Below are 23,125 nucleotides of genomic sequence, written 5' to 3' on the forward strand. Positions count from 1 at the left end.
TATTTCCAGAATAGTAATTATTTGTTTATTCATTATACTATTCGTTATAATTATGATTCCATTCTATGCAGTGGCTCTATCTTCCTTTAAACCAGGTGAATCATTAGTTAGATATGGTCTTAACCTAAGTTTGGATTTTAGTATCATGAGTTTTGACAATTTCATTTATCTGTTTACTGGAGAACATGATTATTTTGTATGGTTTTGGAACAGTATGATTTTAACAATCGTTCAAGTGGTTTTAACACTTTTTGTAAGCGCATTTGTTGCTTATGGTTTTGCAGCATATCATTTTAAAGGTAAGAACTTCCTCTTTATATGTGTTTTGCTCATTATGATGGTGCCTTTCGAAATACTGCTGGTTCCTTTGTACAGCCTAATTAATGATTTGAATATGGTGAACAGCTATTCAGCAATCGTTCTGCCGGGTATAGCCAATGCCGCGACAATATTTTTCTTCAGGCAATATCTAAGAAGCATACCCAAAGAGATTATTCAATCTGGGCGGGTTGATGGCGCAAACGAATATGCGATTTATTTCAGACTAATTATGCCGATTATGAAGCCATCCTTTGCGGCAATGGCCATTCTGAATGGTATGAACAGCTGGAATAATCTGTTGTGGCCATTCATGGTGTTGGGAGATCAGAGTAAATATACACTGCCAATCGGTTTAAAAACGTTGTTAACTCCTTATGGCAATAACTATGACCTATTGATCGTGGGCTCCTTCTTCTCCATCATTCCAATTTTCATACTGTTTATTGCTTTCCAGAAATATTTCATAGACGGTATGACTGCAGGTGCTGTTAAAGGGTAGTATATATCATGATGAAACAGGTGATTAGATGGAAGTCCAACAAAGAGTGTTACACGACATTCAACCATGGATTGAGCAGAAAGCTGATCCTTTTATTTACCGACATTCGGACGGTTATTATTACTTCGTAGCATCCGTTCCGGAGTAGATCGGATTGAAATCCGTAGAGCCCAGAACCTTGAGGGGCTTGTTACATCAACTCCTGTAGTGATCTGGAGAAAGCGCGAGACTGGTATCCTTAGTGCCAATATTTGGGCGCCTGAACTGCATTTTATTGATGACAAATGGTACGTGTATTTCGCTGCCGCACAAAAGGATCCGAATATCGAAGGTAACTCTAATCTGTATATATCTAAAATGAGCAATCCGTGGACGCTGACTGGGCCGCAAACGATGATTTCCATGCCGGAATATGACTGGGAGATCATTGGTTATAAAGTGAATGATGGCGCGGCATTTCTTCGCAAGGGTAATCGGGTATTCCTCTCTTACTCGGCTAGCGCCACTGATTTTAATTATTGCATGGGCCTGCTTGAAGCCGATGCGGATGCTGATTTGCTCGATGCCACCTCATGGCGCAAGTCGCAAGCACCGGTTTTCTCGACAGATGAGAGCATCTCTATGTATGGTCCCGGTCATAATTCCTTCACGGTGTCAGAGGCCGACGAAAAGACGCTATTTGTGTTCCACGCAAGAACGTACAAGAACATTATAGGAGATCCGCTGTACGATCCGAATCGCCATACATTTGTGACGGAGCTTTTGTGGACGGCTGACGGCAGACCCGATTTCCGCGGCTCTGTTGCAGCACTTGCACGTTCTATACAGTGAACGAGTGTCCCAACAAGGATGGTTGATGGATTTGAGTTCGTTTATCCAATTTGCCAAAGAGAGACAGTAAGAACATCGAAGGCACCCAGTAGGGTGCCTTCGATTTCGCTCTATAGATAATACGCCGAACCGTATCACAAGTATGGCGAAAATAATCGCCATTAACCTCGTGGATTACGGAAATGTCATCTTTGAAAAATCGAAACTATGCGATCGCTGTATCTTCAATGAGCTTAACAGTCGGTAGTTGGGGTCAATTACTTGTTCCCCAACATATCCACTCACTCCTGCACTCCTTCTACAACTTCTTTCGGTATTTCCCTCACTTTGATATCTCCACCTAAGAAAAGGTTTGAAGGGTAGTACTTTTTGAACTGGGGTGATCGCCTTGGGACCAAGTTCGAGGACGAGGTTGATTGTTTCTTCCAGATTGCTTAGTTGTTCTACAATCTTCTTACCTATCTCATGCGCCTGTATCGTGAAAAAAGCTCTCGGCAAATTGAAGGTTTCGACCTAGAGGAGGGAAAAGGCGGATTATTCCTGTCGACAATCTCGCCGTTGTCAAACCATACCTACAGATAGGGATAAGATTTTATTTCTCTTCTTTCTTCGACGGAAACCACTCGTAGCAGTCTTCAAGAAGGATCTGGATGAGTTACTCTAACATAGGATGGGGCAGATCTGATAGATCAAGCAGGTCAGGATTGGGGGGACCTTCGAAAGAGTGGCGGCTTTTCAGATAAGGGAGTTACAGATTGCGTGTGGCCATAGCGGACGCACAGCGGGCAGGGCAGAGTTGTTCATCACAAAGTAGCCTCAGTCCCTCCCGACTTCGGCGACTAGAGGCATTCCCATCACTTCAATTACCCTGATGTCTCGAATCACCGTCGAACGTGAGATGTTAAACTCTTGCATGATTTCCGAAATGGTAAAATGGGCGGCGCGGTTGTTGATGTACTGCATGATGATGTTAATCCGTTCTACTTTTTTCATTCGGACCTCTAAACAGTATCATATTTTGACATGATTTATCGTGATTATAAACCCATGAAGCGAAGAAACAAATACTTAGAAGGAGCTGTGATGAGGGAAGCACATAACTCTTGAGGAGAAAGACAGCTTTATCGTTGTCGGTGTTGGAACGGAACTGAAGAGCGATTACATGGATTATGCCGGCGTCATGACAGAAGCATGGGTACCGGAAGAACACAGCGTGAGGACAATACCTCGTCATTAAAGGCGAAGGGAAGACGGCCGCGTATTGGACCGTACCATCATTCTCGCATTCTCTATTGCATTGAGCGGGATCGGGCAATTGATGCGATATGGCGGCAATGTTGATTTAGTAACCGATATTGGATTTCCGTTATATATCACGAGCATTCTCGGGACTTGGAAATTGCTCGGAGTTATTGCGATCGTAATACCAGTTTTCCCCCGGCTTAAGGAATGGGGGTATAGCGGTATCTTTTTTCTAATGATAGGTGCGGCCTTATCTCATGTATTCGCTCATGATTATGGGGATGGTGGATTCCATGCTATTCTTCCGCTCTTCTATGCTTCGCTTTGCATCGCCTCCTGGGCGCTGCGTCCGAAAAATCGTTCTTGGTATTGGAACAGAGCTGAAGAGCAATTACACGGATTATGCCGGGCATGAATAAGGAGAAGGAAAGCTTTTGGCGGTCAGCGGAGCAGGATGGAAGGCTTGATACGTTAAAGGCGATTGCTGCGAACGACTATATTTTGCTGTAGACGTACAGGGATTGCCTTTGGTCAAGTCTTGCCAGTAGCCGATAATTACGCCTATGTTGGTGGGCCTAATGCAACGGTTGAGATGGGGCAGCGAGATAGCCTTCTATATGGATTCCGGTTGTAGAGAAGTACAACGATATCAGCAGGCGGAATGAGGAATGTCCGCTATCGTTGACTTCATCAAGCGGTTGACTGTCTAGGGACAAGAACTTGGTTCCTATGCCGAAAAGAACCAGAACATTGTGTCATTTCCAATTAGATTGTTATCTAGATAGTTGCATTAGTGGAATCGTGTTTCAAGATAAAAAAGCGCATTACCATAAAAACGCTAAAATATCGTCAATAACTCACCCAATATACCCAGTTTTTTATTAAAAAAGAAGGCTGTCCCAAAAGAGTCGTTAGCTAACGACCTTTTGGGACAGCCTCTCATAATACGACCGATACATTAGTTCAACGCTTCCAGTTTAAGTGGACACATCCTGCCCAAATTTGTGACATTGAGGTTATCCTTGTACCGAATAGTCGTTTTAGAGTCTTTTCAATATTACCGTTGCTCTAAGGAGACCGCAGGCTGCTCATCAGCCTGGGAATATCCTCCCGTGATGGCACTCGCGTAAAGGCGATGCCAAGGAAGGGTGACTCCTCTCGATCCGCCGCGACATAGCCGACGCGATCCGGCCCTACCGCAGCGAGAAAGTCCGCAGTCTGCGCCATGCGGTCTACGCCCGGTTCCGCGAGGCCGACTGCCAGCGCATAGATACCGTCGTCGCCCATACAAAGGGCGGGCCAGTCTGGCCCCGTGTCCGAGAAGAAGCACAGGTACGGATTGTGGCCAAAGGCATGGAACGCGAGATCGGAGAAGCCGATCTGCCCGAAACGCAGGGGATTGAGTTCGATCGGCACCAGCACGCCGTCGCTGCGCTGCCGGGCTTCGAGGTGGAACGCGAACCGGCGTGCCCCAGGGCCGAGGCGTGCTCCGATTCGGTTCAGCAGCGCGGTGGCGGGCGGCAGTAGTTCTCGCATGATGGGGCGAGAAGTGAAATAGACCACATCCGCTACATCGCCCGGCGTGTCGAAGGGATGCTCGTAGATGCCGGTGATCACCGCCTCGCCATCCCGGTTCCAGAAACCGTCGCAGGCGAACTCGGTTCCCGCGATATAATCCTCGACCAGGAACAGCGTGTCGGACACGACATCAGTGCCGATACGAGCCGACGCTTGAGCGATCTCGGCCAGCGACTGCGTGACGGCCTCCGGCCAGGCGTCAGCTGAGGCCACCACTCGGACACCGATCGAGTTGGTGCCGATGCTCGGCTTTAGCACTACCGAAGTACGGTCGCATGATGGCCTGAACGCGTGGAGTTCGTCGGGACGCAGCTCAACACAACGGAATGCGGGAATGAGATCGGACGTCAGCCGGCGGAAGGCCGCCTTGTCCTTGCACAGGCCCGCAAGCCGTTTGTGCGCGGGGGCGGCAAGGCGCATGATGTCGGCGTAGCTCGGCTCCCAGCCATAGAAGACGGGGTTTTCGTACCAGCCGGACTCATCCGGGACCGCTGGTGCTCGGTCCCCAAGGGTGGCCACGACGTCGTCGAAGGCCGGTTCGGTACAGAGCCGGACCGTGACTTGCGTGAGCGCGGCCTGGAGGACGGGCGAAAGCGCTGGGCCGGAGAGCAGGCAGCAGACCGATTCGTGCGTCAGCACCACAGCCTCAACGGCTTGCCCGGCTGGTATCCGATGAAGGCCTGAACGCTGATCCGGATGCCACCGGAGAAGCGGCTGACCGCATGCGGCTTGCGCGTGTTGATCAGAACCAGCTCACACTCCTGGGGATGGATGACGACCGGCTTCGGCAAGTCGGTGCGCGCGATGGTGCCGTCAGGGAGCCGCTCAATGTCAGCATACGACAGGGTTGGGACGTTCCAGCTCTCGAGCGTGCCGCCAACCGGCGGCATCTTCAGATAGATGTTCGCGCTGAGCTGCTGGTCGAGCGGGCAGACCGACGCAGGCAGGCAGTCGACATGCGGCTTCTCTTCGAGAATGTGCGAATCGTCGGGCGGCATGATGCGCACCATGCCGGCGAACATTTTCCGGCCCTCGAAGGCGGCTATCGAGGCGCCATCCATCCAGGCCTCATCAAGATCGAGCCGGAGCCGGTCGATGGGCGTCAGATTTGGTGCACAAAGATCGCGCAGCCGGCGCAATCCCGGCAGGGCCGCCTGATAGTAGGTCTCCCGTTCGGCGCTGCCGACCGGGCGGCCGTAGGTCGTGTTGAACGGGGTCCCGACACGGTAGACCCCATAATATTTCTGCTCCGGCACGCCATCAGTGTAGACCTCGTGTGTATAGGCATCAAGCGACGCCTGGGCGAGAATGAAATCGATTATTTTCTGGGCTGTCCCTGGAGAGACATAATTCGGTACTCGAATCGCTGGCACTTTCTCTTCGATCAGATCGCGAATGTTCTCAGGCGAGAGGGAATGGTGAATGGGAACTTCATCGTAATTGTCATCAATTATGTTCGAATCAAACATCACATCATTTACCTCCAATTCAATAAATAAGAGAACGTTACTTATATAAATATTTTTTGAAATTCTTTTCTAACGCCACGGTTGTACTTCAACCACCCCCTTAAGTATTTTTTCTACAACGTGTGATGGAGATGTACCCATATATTTACTTTTTGAACAGCACAAATAACCTCTCATCAGGTATTCTTGAAGAATAGACGGAGGTTTCCCGTCGTATTCGGTAACTGGCTGGCATAGCGAATATTCGCCTTAGCCCCTGTAGCTTTGCGTCCCCGTTTTTCAGCGGGTTTGCCATTATCGTACGATATATGGAATTGTCGTGTAATGTAAATTTACCTGATGTTTTGTCATAATGAAATAGAGCTATATGATTATTTATTATTAAATAATTAATCATATAGTCCTAATTTTACAAATAAATCTATTCTTTTTAGCTATTATTTTTGTATATGTTTATATATCATAATGTAGTTTGAAATGGGGTAGGGGGGATTAAACAAAACTCTCCTCGTTAAGCTAACGGGCAGGGTAGTTCCAATATGTGGATTTTCTTGATAAGATAAAGTAGGAAGTTACCTTTTAGTGAAAGGGGGGCATTTAATAAAAGGTCAAGTTTATGTTGAATATAGAAGGCTAGGTTTATTTGCTATAAAGACTGCAGTCAACGATTTCTCCATAATTGAGGTGCGAAATGGACTCCCTTCTTTAAGGGACGAGCTGATCGGGGAGCTTCATTCAATTGGCGAAAAGCAACCATACAATGAGACAACAAAAGAAGATTTAGATGTTTCCAGAAAATTTATACATATAACACTAGCCGAAGCGAAGAACTACATTAAAAAGGTGCTGTTAGAGGGAAATAGTTGATGGAATAGCTAACTCACAAGTTAGTCTAAGGACAAAAAGGAACAACGAATACTAATCTCTAAAAGGGAGGGTAACACAGTTCATAATATGATGAATAAGAGACAATTTATTGAGATGACAGTTAAAGAACAACGTTCTGTAGTACTTAAAATTAATAATCAAGATGAATTTTTCCGTGGTGTTTCTAAAGAATTAAATGAGGGCTCCTTATTTGTTGAAACAGAAGAAGGCATAAACTATGAATTTAAAATGGTTGACATCATTGAGATTTATGCTATTAAGTCTTCATCCCCTGAACATATTGATATACACTCCCCAGTTTAATGAAGGGTAACAAGGATGACCTTGAAAACCTTGTACTCCTGTTTGAAGATTTAAATGACGATGTAAAGAAACAAATTATCTTTTCTTTATCAGAAGTGCTTGGTAAGCAAGTGATCATTTCGAAAATGGATATGGATTCATACAATTTATCTGAGATTGAGATGATTGCTAACACTATAAATGGATATATACTCACTATTAAAATACAGGATATTTTTCATTCGGAAATTTCTGAATTACACAACAATATGGATTTACCTCAAAAGACTTATTTGGGGCAAGGGTTAGATCATAATCGAGGATAAGTTATAGATAAAGTAACATTTTTATTAATCAACTAACGGGAAACGATAGCTCTATAAATTCATGTGAAGTCAATCGTAATAGTGGTTGGCTTCTTTGACTTTAATGATTTCATTTAAACCATAATTTAAACTTCCTAACTCAAATTGTACATTTTGAAGGTGTTACTTCCCCCAACCGATATTTTTAATGATTTTTCATTCATAAAGGACCTGAAACGGGCATTTTTACACTTTTTCAAAGCGAAATAGGAATGTGTGTTTGTAGATGGGTGCATTGGAAGCATAAGTTTGCCATGAGTCGAAATTGGACGAAATAAAGTTGCCGTGAGTCTCCATTAGGACGACTTTTCATTAAACTAACGGGCAGGTTAGTTTAATGATGAATACAACTGAGTAGTAGGATTTTTCACTTAGGGCAAGCTGAAACTGTAATAATTTGCTCAATAAGCAAAACTATTATCTCTTCTTCTTATGCAAACTATACTTGCGAACTAGCTGGAATCTCTACAGGTATCAACATTCAAGACTAACTCTCCGATATAAAGAGTAATAAAATTGGGAGGGATATACATCAAACATATGAAAATCAAAGCAGGAATTATACTACTCTTCCTTAGTATAATTCTCGTAATCGGTGCGTGCTCAGGGAAAGGGAGTGGTAGTCTCCATGTTGAACTTACCGTAACAGAAGTTTTTGATAAGGAAAACCGACTCAAATTCACCGGCATCACTAATTTACCAAATGAAACGAAACTTGTTCTATCTGTAACAGGTGAAGATGAATATTCTGCTCAGACAAAAGTTCAAGTCAATAACGGTATGATAGAAAGTGAGTGGCTCTCTAATAATGGAAAAGGTTTAGTACCTGGAGTGTATAGTCTTCGAATCACATCTCAAGCAGCTATAATACAGCCTGACTCAGTTCAAAACATAATTGGTAAGCAAGGCGAAAATCTTGAGGGTGAGTTTGTTTTGTCCGAAGAGACCCTTGGAAAAATGATTGGATATACATACGCTTTTAGTACGAGTGATTCTCAGACAGTAGCGATCGAGAGCGAGACAATTTGGGATGAGGTGAACGGCTATTTAGCCTCAGAACAATATACACTAATAAGGGAGTTTATTGATAAGATCCAAACACCGAGTCAGGATCTCCAGATGATGTATCACCTTTCTATGTATCATATCTATGACCAAGCTGGAGAATATAAAAAAGCATTAGAGTCCTTGTACAGCATTCCTAAGGGTTACACTGGCCGAAACGAAGATTTAATCAATTATTACAAATACTTGAATGATTTTTATGAGGATGAATCTCCATTTAGCTTTAATGATTACGTAGCACTCTACAGAAAAAACCGAATTACCTCAATTTCCTTTGCATATTATAAAACTGAAAGCGTACAGACAAGTAATACTCAAAACAGTGATGCAGACATATTTTACCAGTATATAATGCAGGAGTTCGATGTCTTAACGAATTACGGAAACAATTACGTTCCTGAAATACACGACCCCATTGTACTTGAGAAAGCTAGTAAACATTTTGGGATGTCCGTGAGTGAAGTAGATGAGATTTTTATGGCTAGAGCTATGCAATTACCATAAAATTATTCCTTTTCTTAAAGGAGAAAATCCATTCTAATTAAGCTAACGGGATACGTTAGTTTAAGCATCGGAAGTGCTTAGAGATTTCAAGAAATATTATTTTCCTCTGTCATTACAAAATCAGAAAAATTCTTACCGGAACATTAAAAAATCTGTGAAGATCTTGTAATGTACTACAATAAAGAACTTGAAATTATAGCTCGAAGAAGAGACTGGGATGCGTACTTTTTGCTGAAGCTGGAGATCTCGGATTCCGAGAAGGCGCTGTTGCACAAATCAGCCGAGAAGCTGAAGGGCCTTATTAAATCGATTGAAGTCTAGTAAGAAGAACAGCCAAGGAGGCATGCTCCTTCTTGACTGTTTTATTTCGTTCGAGACCCTTAGCGAGCCGTCCAAGTGCCGTCGACCGTGATCATTGTCTTCATAAAGTCGGGGTTACTTATGGGACAGCCTCTTGATGGAAATCACCACAATTAAGACGATGGCTACGACTGAGCTCTTCAAATGCCAGACCTGTCAACAAACAATCTCATGCAAGCTCTGTAAGAAACAATGCCTCAAACTTCGCTTTTCCTTGCTTTTCCACCCAGGTATTGAAATCCGTAAGTTTGGGGAAAGCCTTGCGTACAACAGAAATATCGACCTCGTGGCCTTCTTCGCTTAGCCATTGAAACACGCCGGCCAAGATTTCATTATGCTGACGCAACGCGTCCATCGGAACTTGAACGTAAGGAATGGTTCGGTTAGTTATATGGCCTATGGCCTCGACAATCTGCAAGGGTGTTAACTCGTCGCCAGCAATTTCGATTGTTTTACCCAAATAATTGTCTGGGCTATTAAGTGTTAAAACGACGAAAGCACCGATGTCGTCCACAGCTACGAGTGGGATCACTGTTTCTGGCTTGAAGGCTTGTGCGATTGTTCCGTTCTGCACGCCGGCTGTCATCGGGTCTGAGAAGTTTTCCATGAAGGTGGCGGGACGCAATATGGTAGCCGGCACATCGAGTGAAAGAATGTACCGCTCAATATCCCATTTCTGCATATCCCGATATCGGGATTGCGCATCTGCACCGCCAACCGATGTATAAATGAAGTGCTGGATGTTCGCCTTTAGGGCAGCGTCAGCTACAGCCTTCCCAATACGTCTCTCATCGGCATTGGTTTCGAGAGTTGGGTTCCAGCTCGACGCCTGAACACTGAATACACCATAAATCCCCTGCATAGCGGTATCGAGCGAGGCAAGATCAGTCATGTCACCTAAAAAAAGCTCGGCTCCCAGTTGGGATAGTTTCAGGGCCTTATCGCTTGATAAATCGCGAACAAATGCACGAACCTTCCAGCCATCGGCGATTAGATGCCTAACGGCCGCACCTCCTTGTTGTCCGGTTGCTCCCAAAACTAATATCTTTTTATCACTCATATCCCCAAGCTCCTCTCTAAGCTTTATAAGACTATTTACGCTTAAACTAAACCATAGCATGAATAAGTCCTGTTGTTATCTTAAAATATCATCTATATTATTTAAAGAAGGCACATTTTTTTTATATAACTCAATATAATAGACTACCTATATTATAGTTAGGGGTGTGATTTTTATGGATGTACGAAAAGGGGACGAATTATGCCTCATCTCTATTCGTGAAGCTTTGGAGGTGGTTCGCGGGAAATGGTCTTTTTTGGTGCTTTCCTTACTTAGTTTGGGTCCGCAACGATTTAATCAAATGCGAAGAAATTTAGATAACATCAGCATCAAGTCTTTAACGGATGTCTTGCGGCATTTGGAACACTATAAAGTCATCAATCGCCAGGTGTTTCCTACCGTACCTGTAACCGTTGAGTACTCGCTAACAAATAAAGGACAGGAATATATTCCCGTGCTTCGGCAAATGCGCATATGGGGTGAAAACTGGGGGGAACATCCACAGCTTGTCGATGGTCGAGAATATCGTAGTTCTACAAATAGGTGAGCACTGAAAAATAATCTAGCAGGGAACTTTCTTGATTTTAAAGAAAGTTCTCTTTTTTCTGCGATTAAGAATGCTTTTTGAAGATCTAGATGGAAACTTATTTGATGTATGGGAGCATAAAGATTGTGAGTTAATCTTTTAAGACAGCTGTCTAAGCTAACGGGAAACGTTAGCTCAATAAAACAAAGAATGCAGCCAATCATTGTGATTGGCTACTTTTATTCAACTAACGGGCAGGATAGTTTAAATAGCCGAAGAAGTATGAAGATAAGAACAAGTGGACTATCATCCATTTATTTTGCTAAAGGATGTGGACTGTAAAATGAAATTTTTCATTGGAATAACCCCTCCAGATGATTATATAGCAAAAATTGTGGTATTCCGTGATCGTTGGTTCAGTAATCGTCTTAACGATGTAGTGGAGCCTCACATTACTGTAAAAGCGCAGGGTGGTCTTAAAGTAGATCTTCTTTGGTTAGAAAATGTAAGACAAGCATGCTCTTTAATCCAAAGCTTTCAATTATCATTATCAGAACCTGGGTCATTTGGAAGTGCTGTTACATTTCTTAGTGTTGAATCGAGCAATGTAATCGATTTACATAGAAGATTGGTAAATGCGATTTCTCCATCACAAGAACTTTTAGATCAATACTTTGAAATGGATAAGTATCATCCTCATTTAACGTTGGGGCAAACCTATTGGGGTTTGAGCGAGACTGAAATTGACGAAATGAAACTATTAGCAATGAATGAATTAGCTCCTTATCCAACCTTTAATGTCAATTTTGTACGTGTATATAAAGAAGTTGAACCAAACCAATACGTACCATTTGTAGATATCCAATTGGGAACACAAAAAGCTGAGTGATTCAACTAACGGGAAACGTTAGTTCAATGCAATAGGGAGCAGTTTGCCGATGGGCAGCTGCTCCATTTTTCGTAAAGCTAACGGGCAGTTTAATGCAAATGTATCTAAAAGCGCCGTACCGACGATAAGCCGAGTAAATGGGAGATAGTTAAGTTGGATAAATAAATACTTGTTGGTAAAATATTTATGATAGTATTTTTACTTTTTATTACGTAAAAAGGAGTGAACCCCTTGACAAAGCCGTATTTAATAGTTGTCGCTGGTAGACCAGGCGCAGGGAAAACAACATTTTCTAAGGAGCTTGGTAATGAGATTTTTATGCCAGTAATCAACCGGGATCAGATTAAGGAAGGATATTTGCATACTTTCGGCAAAAGTCATGACGAGCTTCCAGGGGAGCCCAATATAACGGCCACGGAAATCTTCTTTGATACGTTAATGTGGCTGATAACAAACAATGTATCGGTGATTGCTGAAGCAGCGTTCCAGCACAGTATATGGTCGACTATGCTTGAACAGTTCATGGGAAGGGCGCGGGTCTATCTCTTGATATGCAAGGTTGACGAAAAGATCGCGCTCGACAGATTTGTCCGGCGGGGGCTAGACAACCCGCTTCGGGAGTACTTCCATGGCGAAAAGGGAGTCGACATGGCCAGAAAAGGAATTAAATTGAACTCGAGCCCTTACGAGGAACCCCAGATCGACGTCCCTAAATTCTATATTGACACTTCAGGGGAATACAACCCCTCCATTAAGGAACTAAGCAAGAAAATTTTTGCTAAATAGGTTAGGCGATCTAGAACAAGAAAAGATATTAATCAACGAGAATCCTAAAAACCCGAAATCTGAAAAGCTATTCACAATAAGAAATTTTACGTTAAACTAACGGGAAACGATAGCTCAATAAGCCAAAGAAAGCAGCCGTTCATTTGAACTGCTTTTAATCAAGTAACGTGCAGGTTAGTTTCGGTATGATGTATTATTTGTTTGATGGAGTAAACTAAAGGGTGAGACAGACATGAGTTAGCTTTACCAACAAAGGTAAGATAATGATCAAAGGCTTAAAAGGGAGTGAATTATATTAATATACAGCATCCCTATTTACGACAAATTCAGCTTAAGAGGCAACAAGTACCCACCTATAATCGTTATCCCTTTGATTTGGCGGTCATTCGAAACCTAAATACACTTGATTTCCACCCCAAGGTAACCTATATCGTAGGTGAAAATGGGATGGGAAAATCAACACTGATGGAGTCCATTGCTGTCGCATGGGGATTTAACCCGGAGGGTGGGACAGTCAACTTTTCCTTTTCAACCCAGGCTACTCACTCGAGCTTATATGAATATATACAATTGATCAGAGGTCCGCGACGCCCGAGGGATGGCTTCTTCTTCCGGGCAGAAAGTTATTATAATTTAGCCACGACGATCGATGAGTTGGACAGCCAACCTTCATTTGCTCGCCCTATTATAGAATCGTACGGTGGCAAGTCCTTGCATGAGCAATCGCACGGAGAGTCGTTCTTTTCCACTTTCATTCATCGGTTCGGGGAGAATGGATTATATATTCTGGATGAGCCTGAGGCTGCATTGTCTCCTCTTCGCCAAATGGCGATGCTTACACGAATCCATGAACTTGTTTTACAAAACTCTCAATTTATAATTGCGACCCATTCCCCAATCCTTATGGCATATCCAGATTCGATTATTTACAATCTAAAGCCGGATGGTATTGAAGTCCAAGTATTGGAAGAAACCGACCATTATATGATTATGAAAGAGTTTGTGAATAACAAGGATCGGATGCTCAGAGAGTTATTCGAAGAAGCTCAAGATTAAATCCACAGCTATCCTATGGAACCCTCCGCCGCTGTTTCTGTTTAATTCAAGTTCTGACGATTTTTCAATTCAAAAAACGAATTCAATCATCGACTCAGTCTAATTCATTATTTTCACCGAACACCAAAATTCTAAAATCTCTCTATATACTTGGTGTCCGCATTGCCAAACCTATGCTGTCGTGCGTTTAAAACTGGAGTGGTCAAACGGCAGCGTTACCGTTGTAAATCCTGTCTTCAAACGTTTAATGACCTAACACCCCCCTCTACAACGAACGAGGAGTCCCCATGTGTGGGTTAGTTTCATTGAATTCATGATTGAGGGTTATTCGCTGAGAAAATGTGCGAAGGAGTTGCTTGGTGAAGTTACATATGTCACCTTGTTTTATTGGCGGCATAAAATACTCGCCGCTCTGAAGCAAATACCAACTGAAGCGTTCCGGGGCATCGTGGAAATGGACGAGACCTACTTTCTGTACTCAAAAAAGGGCAAGCGGAACATCACCGACATTTTATGAATGCCCCCATACCAATCTTTATAGCCAACCAAATTGTCAATTTGCTAAAAGAAAGAGCAGAATTATCTCGCTTAAGAAGGGTTGTCTTGATTATGGATGAGGCACATCGCCTAACAGAATCACATTTTATTTGGTTAATGGACATCCACAAACAACTGGATCGTGCGAAAATAAGTATGACTGTGATTTGCGTAGGTCAAGAAGAGTTGCTCACGAGAAGAACATTCTTTCTAGGACAACGTAAGTCTCAAATCATTGGACGTTTTATGACACATGAGCATCGTTTTTTCGGTATCACTTGCTTTAATTTATCAACAATTTCAAAACCTTCGCAGTGAACATGGTGTTCATTCAAAACTTGAGATCCCTATAGAGTACTTTATGTATGCTGTTGAAACGCTCTGAAGATATATGGTGTTCATGGGGAACAACTTGAATGGATTTCACCTCTAGATTGGTTAGAATCCATTAAGCTTAGTGGCTACATTGAGTCAGAAATTTTAGCTGGTAGTGGTGATTAATTAATGAATGTCGTGTGGAGGAAAGAATGGATCAATGAATATGAATCGCCATGGTCTGTATTTGAAAAATTGGCCTTGGTAAACCTCACAGATCGGAACGAGATTCTACAAGTCTTTGGCAGTAGTCATGTAAAGAGCATTAAACACCACATTGAGATAAGCAAAGAGAACTATTACAGTTAAGTGGTTTTAACGCCGAAAGACTTCATCAAACAATGAATTTCAACTTGCAAGAGCACATTGATAAAAATATTCAGTCGTTGATAGCTCCATTTTCTGAATTATATAGTTCCTGCGAGCATTGGTTTCATCCAAACTTACATTGGTGTTCGCAGTGCATGGAGGGAGGGTTTCATTCTTGGTTGCATCAGTTCAGGCTTTTCGATGAGTGTATTTCATGATCTTAAATTGAATTATGTTTGTCCTGGCTGTGGGTCAGCAATACCTTTCTTGTTGTCGAATAAACAGTTAGAACATGCATTTCAATGTAAGTGTGGACATGCTTTTACTAATTTTCATGTGTCCAGTTGGAACCAATGGAGATCGCCTGATGAAATGAATCCCGATGTCCTTCGTTGGCTTCAAGCAAACCAGGCAAGCCTGATGAAATCAAATATGCAGTCTAAATGGATCATTCATGCAGAACATTACAATCTGAAGCGATTAGTTAAGGATTCGCCTGAAGAAATAAAAGTATTTCATTCAGCCGAATCCTTACACAGGAGGGATTATTTCTCTAATCGAGGGTTGAGTTTTCTGAAATTTTCCCCTATGCCTATGCTTATGTTTTTTGGAGGAAATCTATTTTAAAGGAGGAACACTTTATGGCTATAATTCTTTAAGAACAACCTTGATTTCTGAGGCTGAACCACTAATAATCAGGGATCTTCTGGAGTATTTTTCTGATCAGGTCGTCAGTTATCAAATGAAGATTATCCAAAGGCTTGATGCGAGGATACTTTCCTGGATTCTGGAAAAACTAGTCATGCAGTTCAGTGAAAATTTCTTTTGTGCTTGGTTAGAGATTGCAGGGAAGAGGAGTAAAGAAATTAGCATACCATCTTGGCAGGAAATTGAGAACATGAGGGATCAGTCTTTTCCCAGTGTTGCTTTTAAATACAATTTTGATGAGAGCAGTTCTTCCAGCAGCATTGCGTATGTGAAAAAATTGAATTTTTGTCGAGGGACTAGAACATGGTCCCATTGAAGTCGCTATTTTAGCGGCTTTTTTATTTTATCGGTACAAGTTCTTGTCCCGAGCAAAAGACAAGAACTTGTACCGATTACCGGAATGGACTAGAACATGGTCCCATTTCCGATTAGAAAACATCTAAGTAGAAGTGGTGGTCTCTATTGAGTAATTAACGGCACTAATGGCTGGAGTTTTTCATGTTGTTTTCAACTCCTCAATTTGGTGCATAAATTAATATGTATTAATACTATATCGACAATTATCGACATGTATTGTAGATCCGAATGAAATTCATATAACTTTTCCGAGATATCATATTAAATAAACATCAAATCATAACACTCATAAACTACCACTCCATCAGACCTACGATAGTTTTACTGTCTACACGTCCTTCATCTCCAGACGAAGCATCGATAGTAAGGCAATCAACAAGCCAGCAGCTCCAAGCGACAAATGGATCGCAATGAAGGAGTTAATGGATACCAGCGGTCCATTAAATCCGGAGCATACGATGATCGTTAGCAGGATGGAGGTGACCATAATGGCCGTAACCGAATTTTTGTGCATCCCGAATAACAAAGGAATTAGGGACATTGCGGCAGCAGACAGCGAGCTAAAGGTGTACTCGAGCAATAGCACCCCAGCTTGTTCTATCGTTAGCGAATCCGCAATGAAGGGATAGAAGCCATCCATGGCAAACATAACGGAACCCATCAGCACGTCGGTGAGCAGGATCATTCCGGACGTAAAGACGAAGATGATGACCAATTTGGCAGCGATAAACTTGCGGCGTTTGATCGGATATGTAAAGAGCACGTCGAGCGTTTTGTTTCTGTATTCCCCAACAATCATAGTTGAGAGTAGCGCCCCAGCAAATATCATGAAGGTTGCCCTGACAAAGGTATCGATTAGCATGAACGACTCCGAGTAAGTGGCAAAAGCGTAATCCTGTGCCCCATAATCGGTAATACCTATCATCGTCAGGAACAGAAGGATCGCCAGGTTAGCCATGGCGGCATAGCCGATATAACGGGCGAAACGGTACTTCTTTAGTTCCATCGAGATCAGTTTAAGCAACGACTCCATCCCCCTTCCGCAGTTCAAGACGTATTTCTCCGAGGGTTATGCCTGTTTGAATATTCAACCTGAGATTGGAAATGGGCTCTGAGCCGCGATAGTCTCTGGTGACGTTAATACTACGTACAATAAATGTCATTACTTTTGCTCTCCTCTAAGTACAGTCTCTTGCGGTCATTTTATCTATATTATAAAGGGGAAAGCCTTCATTTTTATTACTCGATTCTTACAAAACCCTTAAGCTTCGTGCAAGAGTGTAAGCTTTTTGTAAGAATGAATTAATAAAAAAGCAGGATCTGAACTCTATAATCAAGTTATATCGGTTGATATGATTTATTTTACGAGGAGGATAAGGATGAGTTTAAAGAAAGAAATACGCAGCTTCAGAAAGTCCCTGTTAGGGATCTTTGCATTATTGATTGCATTAACGGGGGGTACAGATACTGGATATGCAAGCATTGAGCCAGTGACTAAGCAGACGCTGGTGCTTGAGCATGCAACGATCGTGGATGTAAGATCTGGAAAGTTTAGCAACGATCAAACAATTATCATAAAGGATAACAAGATCAGTTACATTGGAAACAGCAAGCAAACGGCCATTCCTGATTATGCGCAAGTACGGGATGCTACAGGCCAATACGTCATTCCCGGTTTGTGGGATATGCATGTCCATGTGGAAGATAACTATAAAGCCGCTTTCCCGCTCTTTCTGGCAAACGGAGTGACCGGGGTAAGAGAGATGGGGGCGTCTTTGAAGAACGTCGATATATGGAAAACAAGTATGCGTGCCGGTATGCCTGCCCCACGACTTGTCTATGCAGGGTCTACTTTAAATGGAGGTCCGGCTGATGAGGCTCCTCACATGTTTTATTTAAACACAGAGGAACAGGCACGGGAAGCCGTACGTCTTAACGTTACACATGGAGTGGATCATATCAAGGTATACTCCTGGTTGCCTCGTCCTCTGTTTCTGGCGGTCATAGATGAAGCCCAAAAGTACGGTTTGCCGGTAGTGGGCCATTTGCCGGTTGAGGTACGGCTTACTGAAGCCATTCAACTCGGATTCAAGAGCATAGAACATCTGCACGGTTTGTTTATTGCCACTTCAAGCATTGAAGACGATATTTTCAAGAATGCCGACATGAGCGATTTGCTCGGTTATTCGTTGGCGGAGATCGAGGCGTCTGAATCCTATGATTCTGTTAAGGCCAGCAAGCTTTTTCGCAAATTCAAAGAAAAGGGAGTCTGGCCTGTACCGACCATTGTTACCTATTTGAATATGGCCAAAACCGAAATCGATCAGCGGTCCAAATACGTACCGACGGCCGTGCAGAAGCAATGGGCTGAAGTGATTCGTGCCACTCCTCCCGAACAAACGGAATTAATGGAGGCCATCAATTTCCTAACGCCAGGCATGGTCAAAAAATTGAATGATGCCGGCGTGCCTATGCTTGCAGGTAGTGATTCCAGTTTCGAAATGACTAACTTTATATACGGTATTTCTCTGCATGATGAGCTGGAGTTGCTAGTTAAGAGCGGCCTCACCCCGCTACAGGCTTTACAGGCGGCAACGCTGAATCCGGCGCGATATTTGGAGAGAGAGCAGGAACTGGGCACTGTAGAAAAAGGAAAGCTCGCCGATCTCGTGCTGCTCGACAAGAACCCGCTGGAGGACATTCGAAACACGACAAGCATCTCCGCAGTTGTCTTGGATGGAAAACTGATGGAGAAGCAGACTTTGGACCGTGCGGTACAAACATACCCCGTGATAAAGGTTTCCGATCTAAAAGATGAACCGGAAGAATCCAAGCCATCTGTCCAATAAACACTTTTTAAGGTGTAGATCCTGTTATGAAGATAAACTTGGATAACTTGCTCTATATAATGTTCTGGAATCTCAAATTGAACGAACTAGTATTAAAATTTAGGATTAACATAAGAATTAGCGGTAGATATCTTTATCACAAAGTTCTGGTGGTAACCAATTATGATGGTTAAATTTAAACTTCATAGTTGAGTTCGCTCTTCAGAGACGCCCCCAAAAGGGGCGTTTTTCGTTTTTTATCGTTTTTTAGGGAAGTTACATGTACATTGATTTGAAGCTGAGTACATAGTAAACAGGTGTAGGAATCGAAATGAAGCGGTACGATTGATGGGATGTTTTGAGAATGTCTATAATACGTAAATAATATACACTAGTGGATCTGACTCTCAGATAAATACAACTCTCTAGCGGTCCGAAGGAAGAGTTTCACCCCGTGCGATGACTCCTTTAACGAAGGAACAGCTAGGTGAATCTCTCTAACGGGTTGCGGATCAATTGTCCGGATGCGCACATTGGGCGCTATTGACGATAGTGACAAAGAAGTTCTTGAAACAATTGAGATGCCAAGCCCTTCTTGAATCATACTCAACGCCGTGTTTATGTTGTGGCCATTATATTTGGCGTACAAAGTGGTTCCGAATTCTTTGAATATCTCAATAATCGGCGTTACAAAACCACCTTGACACACAATCATAGGCTCATTATCTAAATCTGTGATATGAATGGTTTCACGACTTTGCAATGGATGGTCATCCCGATGAACCAGACATAATTCATCACGAAAGAAAGGAATCGTTTCGAGTTCATTGCATGGCGGAATAATCCATCCGACATCGATTATTCTGGATTCTAGCCCATGTTTAATCTCTTCGATGGTTCCTTCAAACAGTTCGAATGCCAGCCCCGGATGTTTCTCCCCAATAATTCGCATTATTTTTGGCAAGAAGTGCGCGGACACCATTGGGATTGATGCCACCCTAAATGAAAGACAAAATACTGAAAGAACTGAAGTTTTTCTTATCGAAGAGTTTGGAACATAATTATCTCGGTAGTATCACAATGAATAAGGAAGAGGTCGCCAAAAAGATTGCAATGAGGACTAAACTCTCGATGATGATATTATTTTTATCTGAGATGTATAATTAATCAAATTGCCTACCAGACTGGAGAATGACATCATAAAGTTGCCTACCAAGTTCCAAATTTGCTCCGTTAATTAAAGACAAAGGGCATAAATGCATGAAAGTAGGGTTCTTTGTGTCATTTTGGTAGGGAACTTTGTGTCAATGTACATTGTCATTTTTGTCGAGGGACAAGAACATGGTCCCATTGAAGTCGCTATTTTAGCGGCTTTTTTTGTTATCGGTACAAGTTCTTGTCCCGAGCCAAGGACAAGAACTTGTACCGATTAACGTATAGGACACGAACATGTTCCTATTACCGATTAGTCGTATATCTAATCGGTATTATACCTTATTTCATAAAGCCAACGGGCATAGATTTATCCATACCTAGTTAAGGTTCGCGTCCAGCTTTTTTTGTTCGCATATGAATTTTGAAAAGGATAAATAACTCAGGCATTTTGAGCAATCATTTCCCGTTAGTTCAATCGTCTTAAAGAATATCTGATTTAATCAGATCATGTAATAGCATTGATTAAAACTGACAGAATATATGGCAAGGGAGGTGGATTTAATCAACACATGTACTATAATAATGGGAATTAAATAAGGGATGGTGTTTCTCAATTGAAAACTTTTTATTGTGATCTGGAAATAACCTTAGATGTCATTGGCGGAAAGTGGAGATCTCTTATTCTGTATTACTTAATAAAAGGTCCTAAACGGACCGGTGAATTGAAAAGGCTCATACCATCAATTTCTCAGAAAATGTTAGTACAGTCGTTGCGGGAGTTGGAGAGTAATAATTTGATTATAAGAAAAATGTTCAATCAGGTACCACCAAAAGTGGAATATGCAATATCAGAGATGGGCATGTCACTTGAACCCACTTTGCGAGCACTTTGTGATTGGGGTCAGGATTATGCAGATAAGACATGGAACAAGGATGATTATCGGAGATTAAATATAGAATAGAGTAATTTAAAAAATCAATTTATTCTTTACTTCATCACAATTATCACTTTTTGGTTACTATATAACTAAAAAGTACGTACTATTTTAAAAGTGATACATAGTACATAATGAGACTTGTGACCATGAAGAAAATTAAAAATCAATAAAAGGAGTGTGTAGTGATATCAACAAGCAACAATCAAATAATTCTCAATATACGTTTTAAAATTAAGCCTGGTAAGAAAGAAACTTTCCGTGCAAACCTATTTGCAATGATTAGCAATTTCAAAAGTGAACCTGCCTTTGTCAATGCGATCGTCTCCGATGATCTTGATCATTCTGATGATCTTGTCATCTATGAGATCTGGCAGGGAACAAGAGAAAGTTGGATTCAACACGAACTTAATAAACCTTATCGTGCTGAGTATGAAGGTGCACTTACCAACCTTATTGATGATAGAATCGTTAGCTGGCTTGAACCAGTCGGTGAATGGGGGAGTACACTGACGAATGTAAGACGGAAAGTTTTTTAAAGCATTATAACTTGCAATCCTTGCTGTAGCTTCCAACTCGATTTGTGACAAATAATCTCTGAATATTTCACCATGATGGATTTACTGCCAAACTTAATCAAAGGAAGAGGTTATCGCTAGCTTCACTATAAAAGATGATATGGATGATATGATAAAAAAGGCACAGTAAGTTAATAACCTTTTTTTTTGCCATAATATAACTTACATTTCTATATTATGGCAACTTACAGAATAAGATCATAATGTTAGCATCAATAGGAACACGGCCTGTCCAGTCAGGAACCATGGACAAAGCAATAGGCATTTGCGGCCACCTTACGCTCAAAATTACAAAGTCCTGCGGGCTCTCAGTCAATCATATGGTCATAAAACTGGTGAACAATTCGGAAGTCGCGATTGGTTTCTAGTTATAAGATTACAGCATTAATAAAAGTACAAAGGGGTTATTCATATGGGTAAAATACTTATTACTGGTGCAACAGGTAATCTCGGCAGCAGGACACTAGAGCTTCTTCTTAAAAAAGTTCCGTCAAATCAGGTCGCTGTATTGGTACGTGATCCGGAATCCGAAAAAATAAAAAAGTTTATTAAAGAAGGTATAGAAGCTCAACAGGGGGACTATTTTGATTATGACTCACTTTTGCGGGCTTTCAATGGTGTTAAAAAAGTTATGCTTATTTCCGCGCAAGCATTTACCGACCGCAATACGCAACATTTCAATGTCATCGCAGCTGCAAAACAGGCTGGTGTCAAACAAGTGATTTTCACGTCGATCATACGAAGAGAAAATTCAAATCTTATTGTGCCCGAAGTATCGATGTCAGACTTATTTGCTGAACAAACGCTTAAAGCATCCGGATTAGCCTATACCATTCTGCGGAATCCACCGTATCTTGAAGTCATGCATTCGTATTTCGGAGATGCGCTTAAAATCGGCGTACGAGTACCAGCGGGTTCCGGTAAAGTAGCCGCTGCATCTCTGGACGATTTGGCGGCAGCCAATGTAACCGTTCTTACTCAAAACGGGCACGAAAATAAGTCATATACTTTAAGTGGCAGCGAGGGAAGCTCTTTTGCAGACATCGCTGAAGCCCTCTCGGAGATTAATGAGATAAATATCCCTTATGAGGCAATTAGCGAAAAAGAATATATAGACACTATGGTAGCGAATGGCTTGCCTGTTCTTATGACTGATTTCTTATTAGGTTGGGTGCGTGGAATCAACACTGGAGAATTCTCGGAGACGTCTGGGGATCTTGAACGTCTGATTGGCCGAAAACCAATGACGTATAAAGAATTCTTCAAAATCAAATCGCCGTTTTCTAAAATTGAAGATTGATGGACTTACAAGGAGCGCATTACCAGCTAATCGCTGCAAAGTACTCCGCTGTAATAAAGCCCTAAACGCGGTGTCCAAACTATTGAATATAAGATACTTCAAAAATCTGTTGAAGTTTTTATGAAGAGAGAAATTTTTTAGCCGCTAATCCATAAAAACAAAAAGTTGCAATGCTTATTATGAATAATCCAAGTGATGAGCATAAGATGCTTCAAAGAACAGTCAAGAGAAATGTCGAGGGGCAAGAACATCGTCTCCCATTGAAGTCGCTATTTTAGCGGCTTTTTTATTTTATCGGTACAAGTTCTTGTCCCGAGCCAAG

Annotated in this window: 19 protein-coding genes, 6 pseudogenes and 1 riboswitch; of the genes and pseudogenes, 18 read left to right on the forward strand and 7 right to left on the reverse strand. The window is 42.2% G+C overall.

The genetic code is table 11. The annotated features are described in order from the left end of the window. Position 1: 1 nt before the first annotated feature. A complete protein-coding gene (locus tag M1D71_RS15390) occupies positions 2–820 on the forward strand; it encodes a carbohydrate ABC transporter permease (protein ID WP_458127263.1) in 819 nt (272 codons plus the stop codon). A 28-nt stretch (positions 821–848) separates the two neighbouring features. Then, positions 849–1,651 (forward strand): annotated as a pseudogene (locus tag M1D71_RS15395) (glycoside hydrolase family 43 protein). A 281-nt stretch (positions 1,652–1,932) separates the two neighbouring features. On the opposite strand, the pseudogene M1D71_RS15400 reads toward M1D71_RS15395, so the two are convergent. Beyond that, a pseudogene (locus M1D71_RS15400) lies at positions 1,933–2,644 on the reverse strand (helix-turn-helix transcriptional regulator). Between the two features lie 103 nt (positions 2,645–2,747). On the opposite strand from M1D71_RS15400, the pseudogene M1D71_RS15405 reads away from it, so the two are divergent. The 3 pseudogenes from M1D71_RS15405 to M1D71_RS15415 all read left to right on the forward strand — a co-directional run. Then, positions 2,748–2,840 (forward strand): annotated as a pseudogene (locus M1D71_RS15405) (transcriptional regulator); the annotation flags it as partial. Between the two features lie 43 nt (positions 2,841–2,883). Beyond that, positions 2,884–3,254: pseudogene (locus M1D71_RS15410) on the forward strand (DoxX family protein); the annotation flags it as partial. Beyond that, a pseudogene (locus tag M1D71_RS15415) lies at positions 3,208–3,527 on the forward strand (hypothetical protein). The pseudogenes M1D71_RS15410 and M1D71_RS15415, both read left to right, overlap by 47 nt. A gap of 434 nt (positions 3,528–3,961) precedes the next feature. Here M1D71_RS15415 and M1D71_RS15420 read toward each other — a convergent pair. Both M1D71_RS15420 and M1D71_RS15425 read right to left on the reverse strand, forming a co-directional pair. Beyond that, positions 3,962–5,110 (reverse strand): ATP-grasp domain-containing protein, encoded by a 1,149-nt coding sequence (locus M1D71_RS15420; RefSeq protein WP_458122670.1) that lies wholly within the window; start codon positions 5,108–5,110, stop codon positions 3,962–3,964. Then, positions 5,104–5,940 carry a hypothetical protein gene (locus M1D71_RS15425; protein WP_458122671.1) on the reverse strand — a complete coding sequence of 279 codons (837 nt, stop codon included), beginning with the start codon at positions 5,938–5,940 and terminating at the stop codon, positions 5,104–5,106. Before M1D71_RS15425 ends, M1D71_RS15420 begins: the two co-directional genes overlap by 7 nt. 216 nt (positions 5,941–6,156) lie before the next feature. Next, positions 6,157–6,243: riboswitch (cyclic di-GMP riboswitch) on the reverse strand. Between the two features lie 279 nt (positions 6,244–6,522). Here M1D71_RS15425 and M1D71_RS15430 point away from each other — a divergent pair. From M1D71_RS15430 to M1D71_RS15445, 4 genes are all read left to right on the forward strand, one after another. After that, complete coding sequence (locus M1D71_RS15430) at positions 6,523–6,807, forward strand: hypothetical protein (protein WP_458122672.1); 285 nt, start codon at positions 6,523–6,525, stop codon at positions 6,805–6,807. Positions 6,808–6,921: 114 nt separating this feature from the next. Next, positions 6,922–7,131: a hypothetical protein gene (locus M1D71_RS15435; protein WP_458122673.1), complete on the forward strand. Its 210-nt coding sequence runs from the start codon at positions 6,922–6,924 to the stop codon at positions 7,129–7,131. 884 nt (positions 7,132–8,015) lie between these two features. After that, positions 8,016–9,044, forward strand: coding sequence for a hypothetical protein (locus tag M1D71_RS15440; RefSeq protein ID WP_458122674.1), 1,029 nt, complete (start codon positions 8,016–8,018; stop codon positions 9,042–9,044). A 168-nt stretch (positions 9,045–9,212) separates the two neighbouring features. Beyond that, complete coding sequence (locus tag M1D71_RS15445; protein ID WP_458122675.1) at positions 9,213–9,365, forward strand: hypothetical protein; 153 nt, start codon at positions 9,213–9,215, stop codon at positions 9,363–9,365. A gap of 208 nt (positions 9,366–9,573) precedes the next feature. Here M1D71_RS15445 and M1D71_RS15450 read toward each other — a convergent pair whose 3' ends face one another. Beyond that, on the reverse strand, positions 9,574–10,464 hold the full coding sequence (locus M1D71_RS15450) for an NmrA/HSCARG family protein (RefSeq protein WP_458122676.1): 891 nt from the start codon (positions 10,462–10,464) through the stop codon (positions 9,574–9,576). 175 nt (positions 10,465–10,639) lie between these two features. Here M1D71_RS15450 and M1D71_RS15455 point away from each other — a divergent pair, with 175 nt between their 5' ends. The 5 genes and pseudogenes from M1D71_RS15455 to M1D71_RS15475 all read left to right on the forward strand — a co-directional run. Next, complete coding sequence (locus M1D71_RS15455) at positions 10,640–11,011, forward strand: winged helix-turn-helix transcriptional regulator (RefSeq protein WP_458122677.1); 372 nt, start codon at positions 10,640–10,642, stop codon at positions 11,009–11,011. 322 nt (positions 11,012–11,333) lie between these two features. Beyond that, positions 11,334–11,879 carry a 2'-5' RNA ligase family protein gene (locus tag M1D71_RS15460; protein ID WP_458122678.1) on the forward strand — a complete coding sequence of 182 codons (546 nt, stop codon included), beginning with the start codon at positions 11,334–11,336 and terminating at the stop codon, positions 11,877–11,879. Positions 11,880–12,110: 231 nt separating this feature from the next. Further along, the gene (locus M1D71_RS15465; protein WP_458122679.1) at positions 12,111–12,665 is read left to right on the forward strand and encodes an AAA family ATPase; all 555 of its coding nucleotides are present in this window, start codon (positions 12,111–12,113) and stop codon (positions 12,663–12,665) included. A gap of 285 nt (positions 12,666–12,950) precedes the next feature. Next, positions 12,951–13,721 carry an AAA family ATPase gene (locus tag M1D71_RS15470; RefSeq protein ID WP_458122680.1) on the forward strand — a complete coding sequence of 257 codons (771 nt, stop codon included), beginning with the start codon at positions 12,951–12,953 and terminating at the stop codon, positions 13,719–13,721. Positions 13,722–13,922: 201 nt separating this feature from the next. Beyond that, positions 13,923–14,229 (forward strand): annotated as a pseudogene (locus M1D71_RS15475) (IS1595 family transposase); the annotation flags it as partial. 2,106 nt (positions 14,230–16,335) lie between these two features. Here the strand turns inward: M1D71_RS15475 and M1D71_RS15480 are convergent. Continuing rightward, positions 16,336–17,031: an ABC transporter permease gene (locus M1D71_RS15480; protein ID WP_458122681.1), complete on the reverse strand. Its 696-nt coding sequence runs from the start codon at positions 17,029–17,031 to the stop codon at positions 16,336–16,338. After that, a complete protein-coding gene (locus M1D71_RS15485) occupies positions 17,024–17,170 on the reverse strand; it encodes a hypothetical protein (RefSeq protein WP_458122682.1) in 147 nt (48 codons plus the stop codon). Before M1D71_RS15485 ends, M1D71_RS15480 begins: the two co-directional genes overlap by 8 nt. A 216-nt stretch (positions 17,171–17,386) precedes the next feature. On the opposite strand from M1D71_RS15485, the gene M1D71_RS15490 reads away from it, so the two are divergent. Beyond that, positions 17,387–18,856: an amidohydrolase family protein gene (locus M1D71_RS15490; protein WP_458122683.1), complete on the forward strand. Its 1,470-nt coding sequence runs from the start codon at positions 17,387–17,389 to the stop codon at positions 18,854–18,856. A 370-nt stretch (positions 18,857–19,226) separates the two neighbouring features. Here M1D71_RS15490 and M1D71_RS15495 read toward each other — a convergent pair whose 3' ends face one another. Beyond that, complete coding sequence (locus tag M1D71_RS15495) at positions 19,227–19,799, reverse strand: LysR family transcriptional regulator substrate-binding protein (RefSeq protein ID WP_458122684.1); 573 nt, start codon at positions 19,797–19,799, stop codon at positions 19,227–19,229. A gap of 805 nt (positions 19,800–20,604) precedes the next feature. Between M1D71_RS15495 and M1D71_RS15500 the strand changes: the two genes are divergently transcribed. The 3 genes from M1D71_RS15500 (at position 20,605) to M1D71_RS15510 (ending at position 22,803) form a co-directional block, all read left to right on the forward strand. Next, on the forward strand, positions 20,605–20,952 hold the full coding sequence (locus M1D71_RS15500) for a winged helix-turn-helix transcriptional regulator (protein WP_458122685.1): 348 nt from the start codon (positions 20,605–20,607) through the stop codon (positions 20,950–20,952). 158 nt (positions 20,953–21,110) lie between these two features. After that, positions 21,111–21,464, forward strand: a complete 354-nt coding sequence (locus M1D71_RS15505; RefSeq protein WP_458122686.1) for a putative quinol monooxygenase — start codon at positions 21,111–21,113, stop codon at positions 21,462–21,464. Positions 21,465–21,915: 451 nt separating this feature from the next. Further along, complete coding sequence (locus M1D71_RS15510) at positions 21,916–22,803, forward strand: SDR family oxidoreductase (RefSeq protein ID WP_458122687.1); 888 nt, start codon at positions 21,916–21,918, stop codon at positions 22,801–22,803. The last annotated feature ends 322 nt before the right edge of the window (positions 22,804–23,125 follow it).

It is taken from the genome of Paenibacillus sp. Z3-2 (assembly GCF_054161325.1).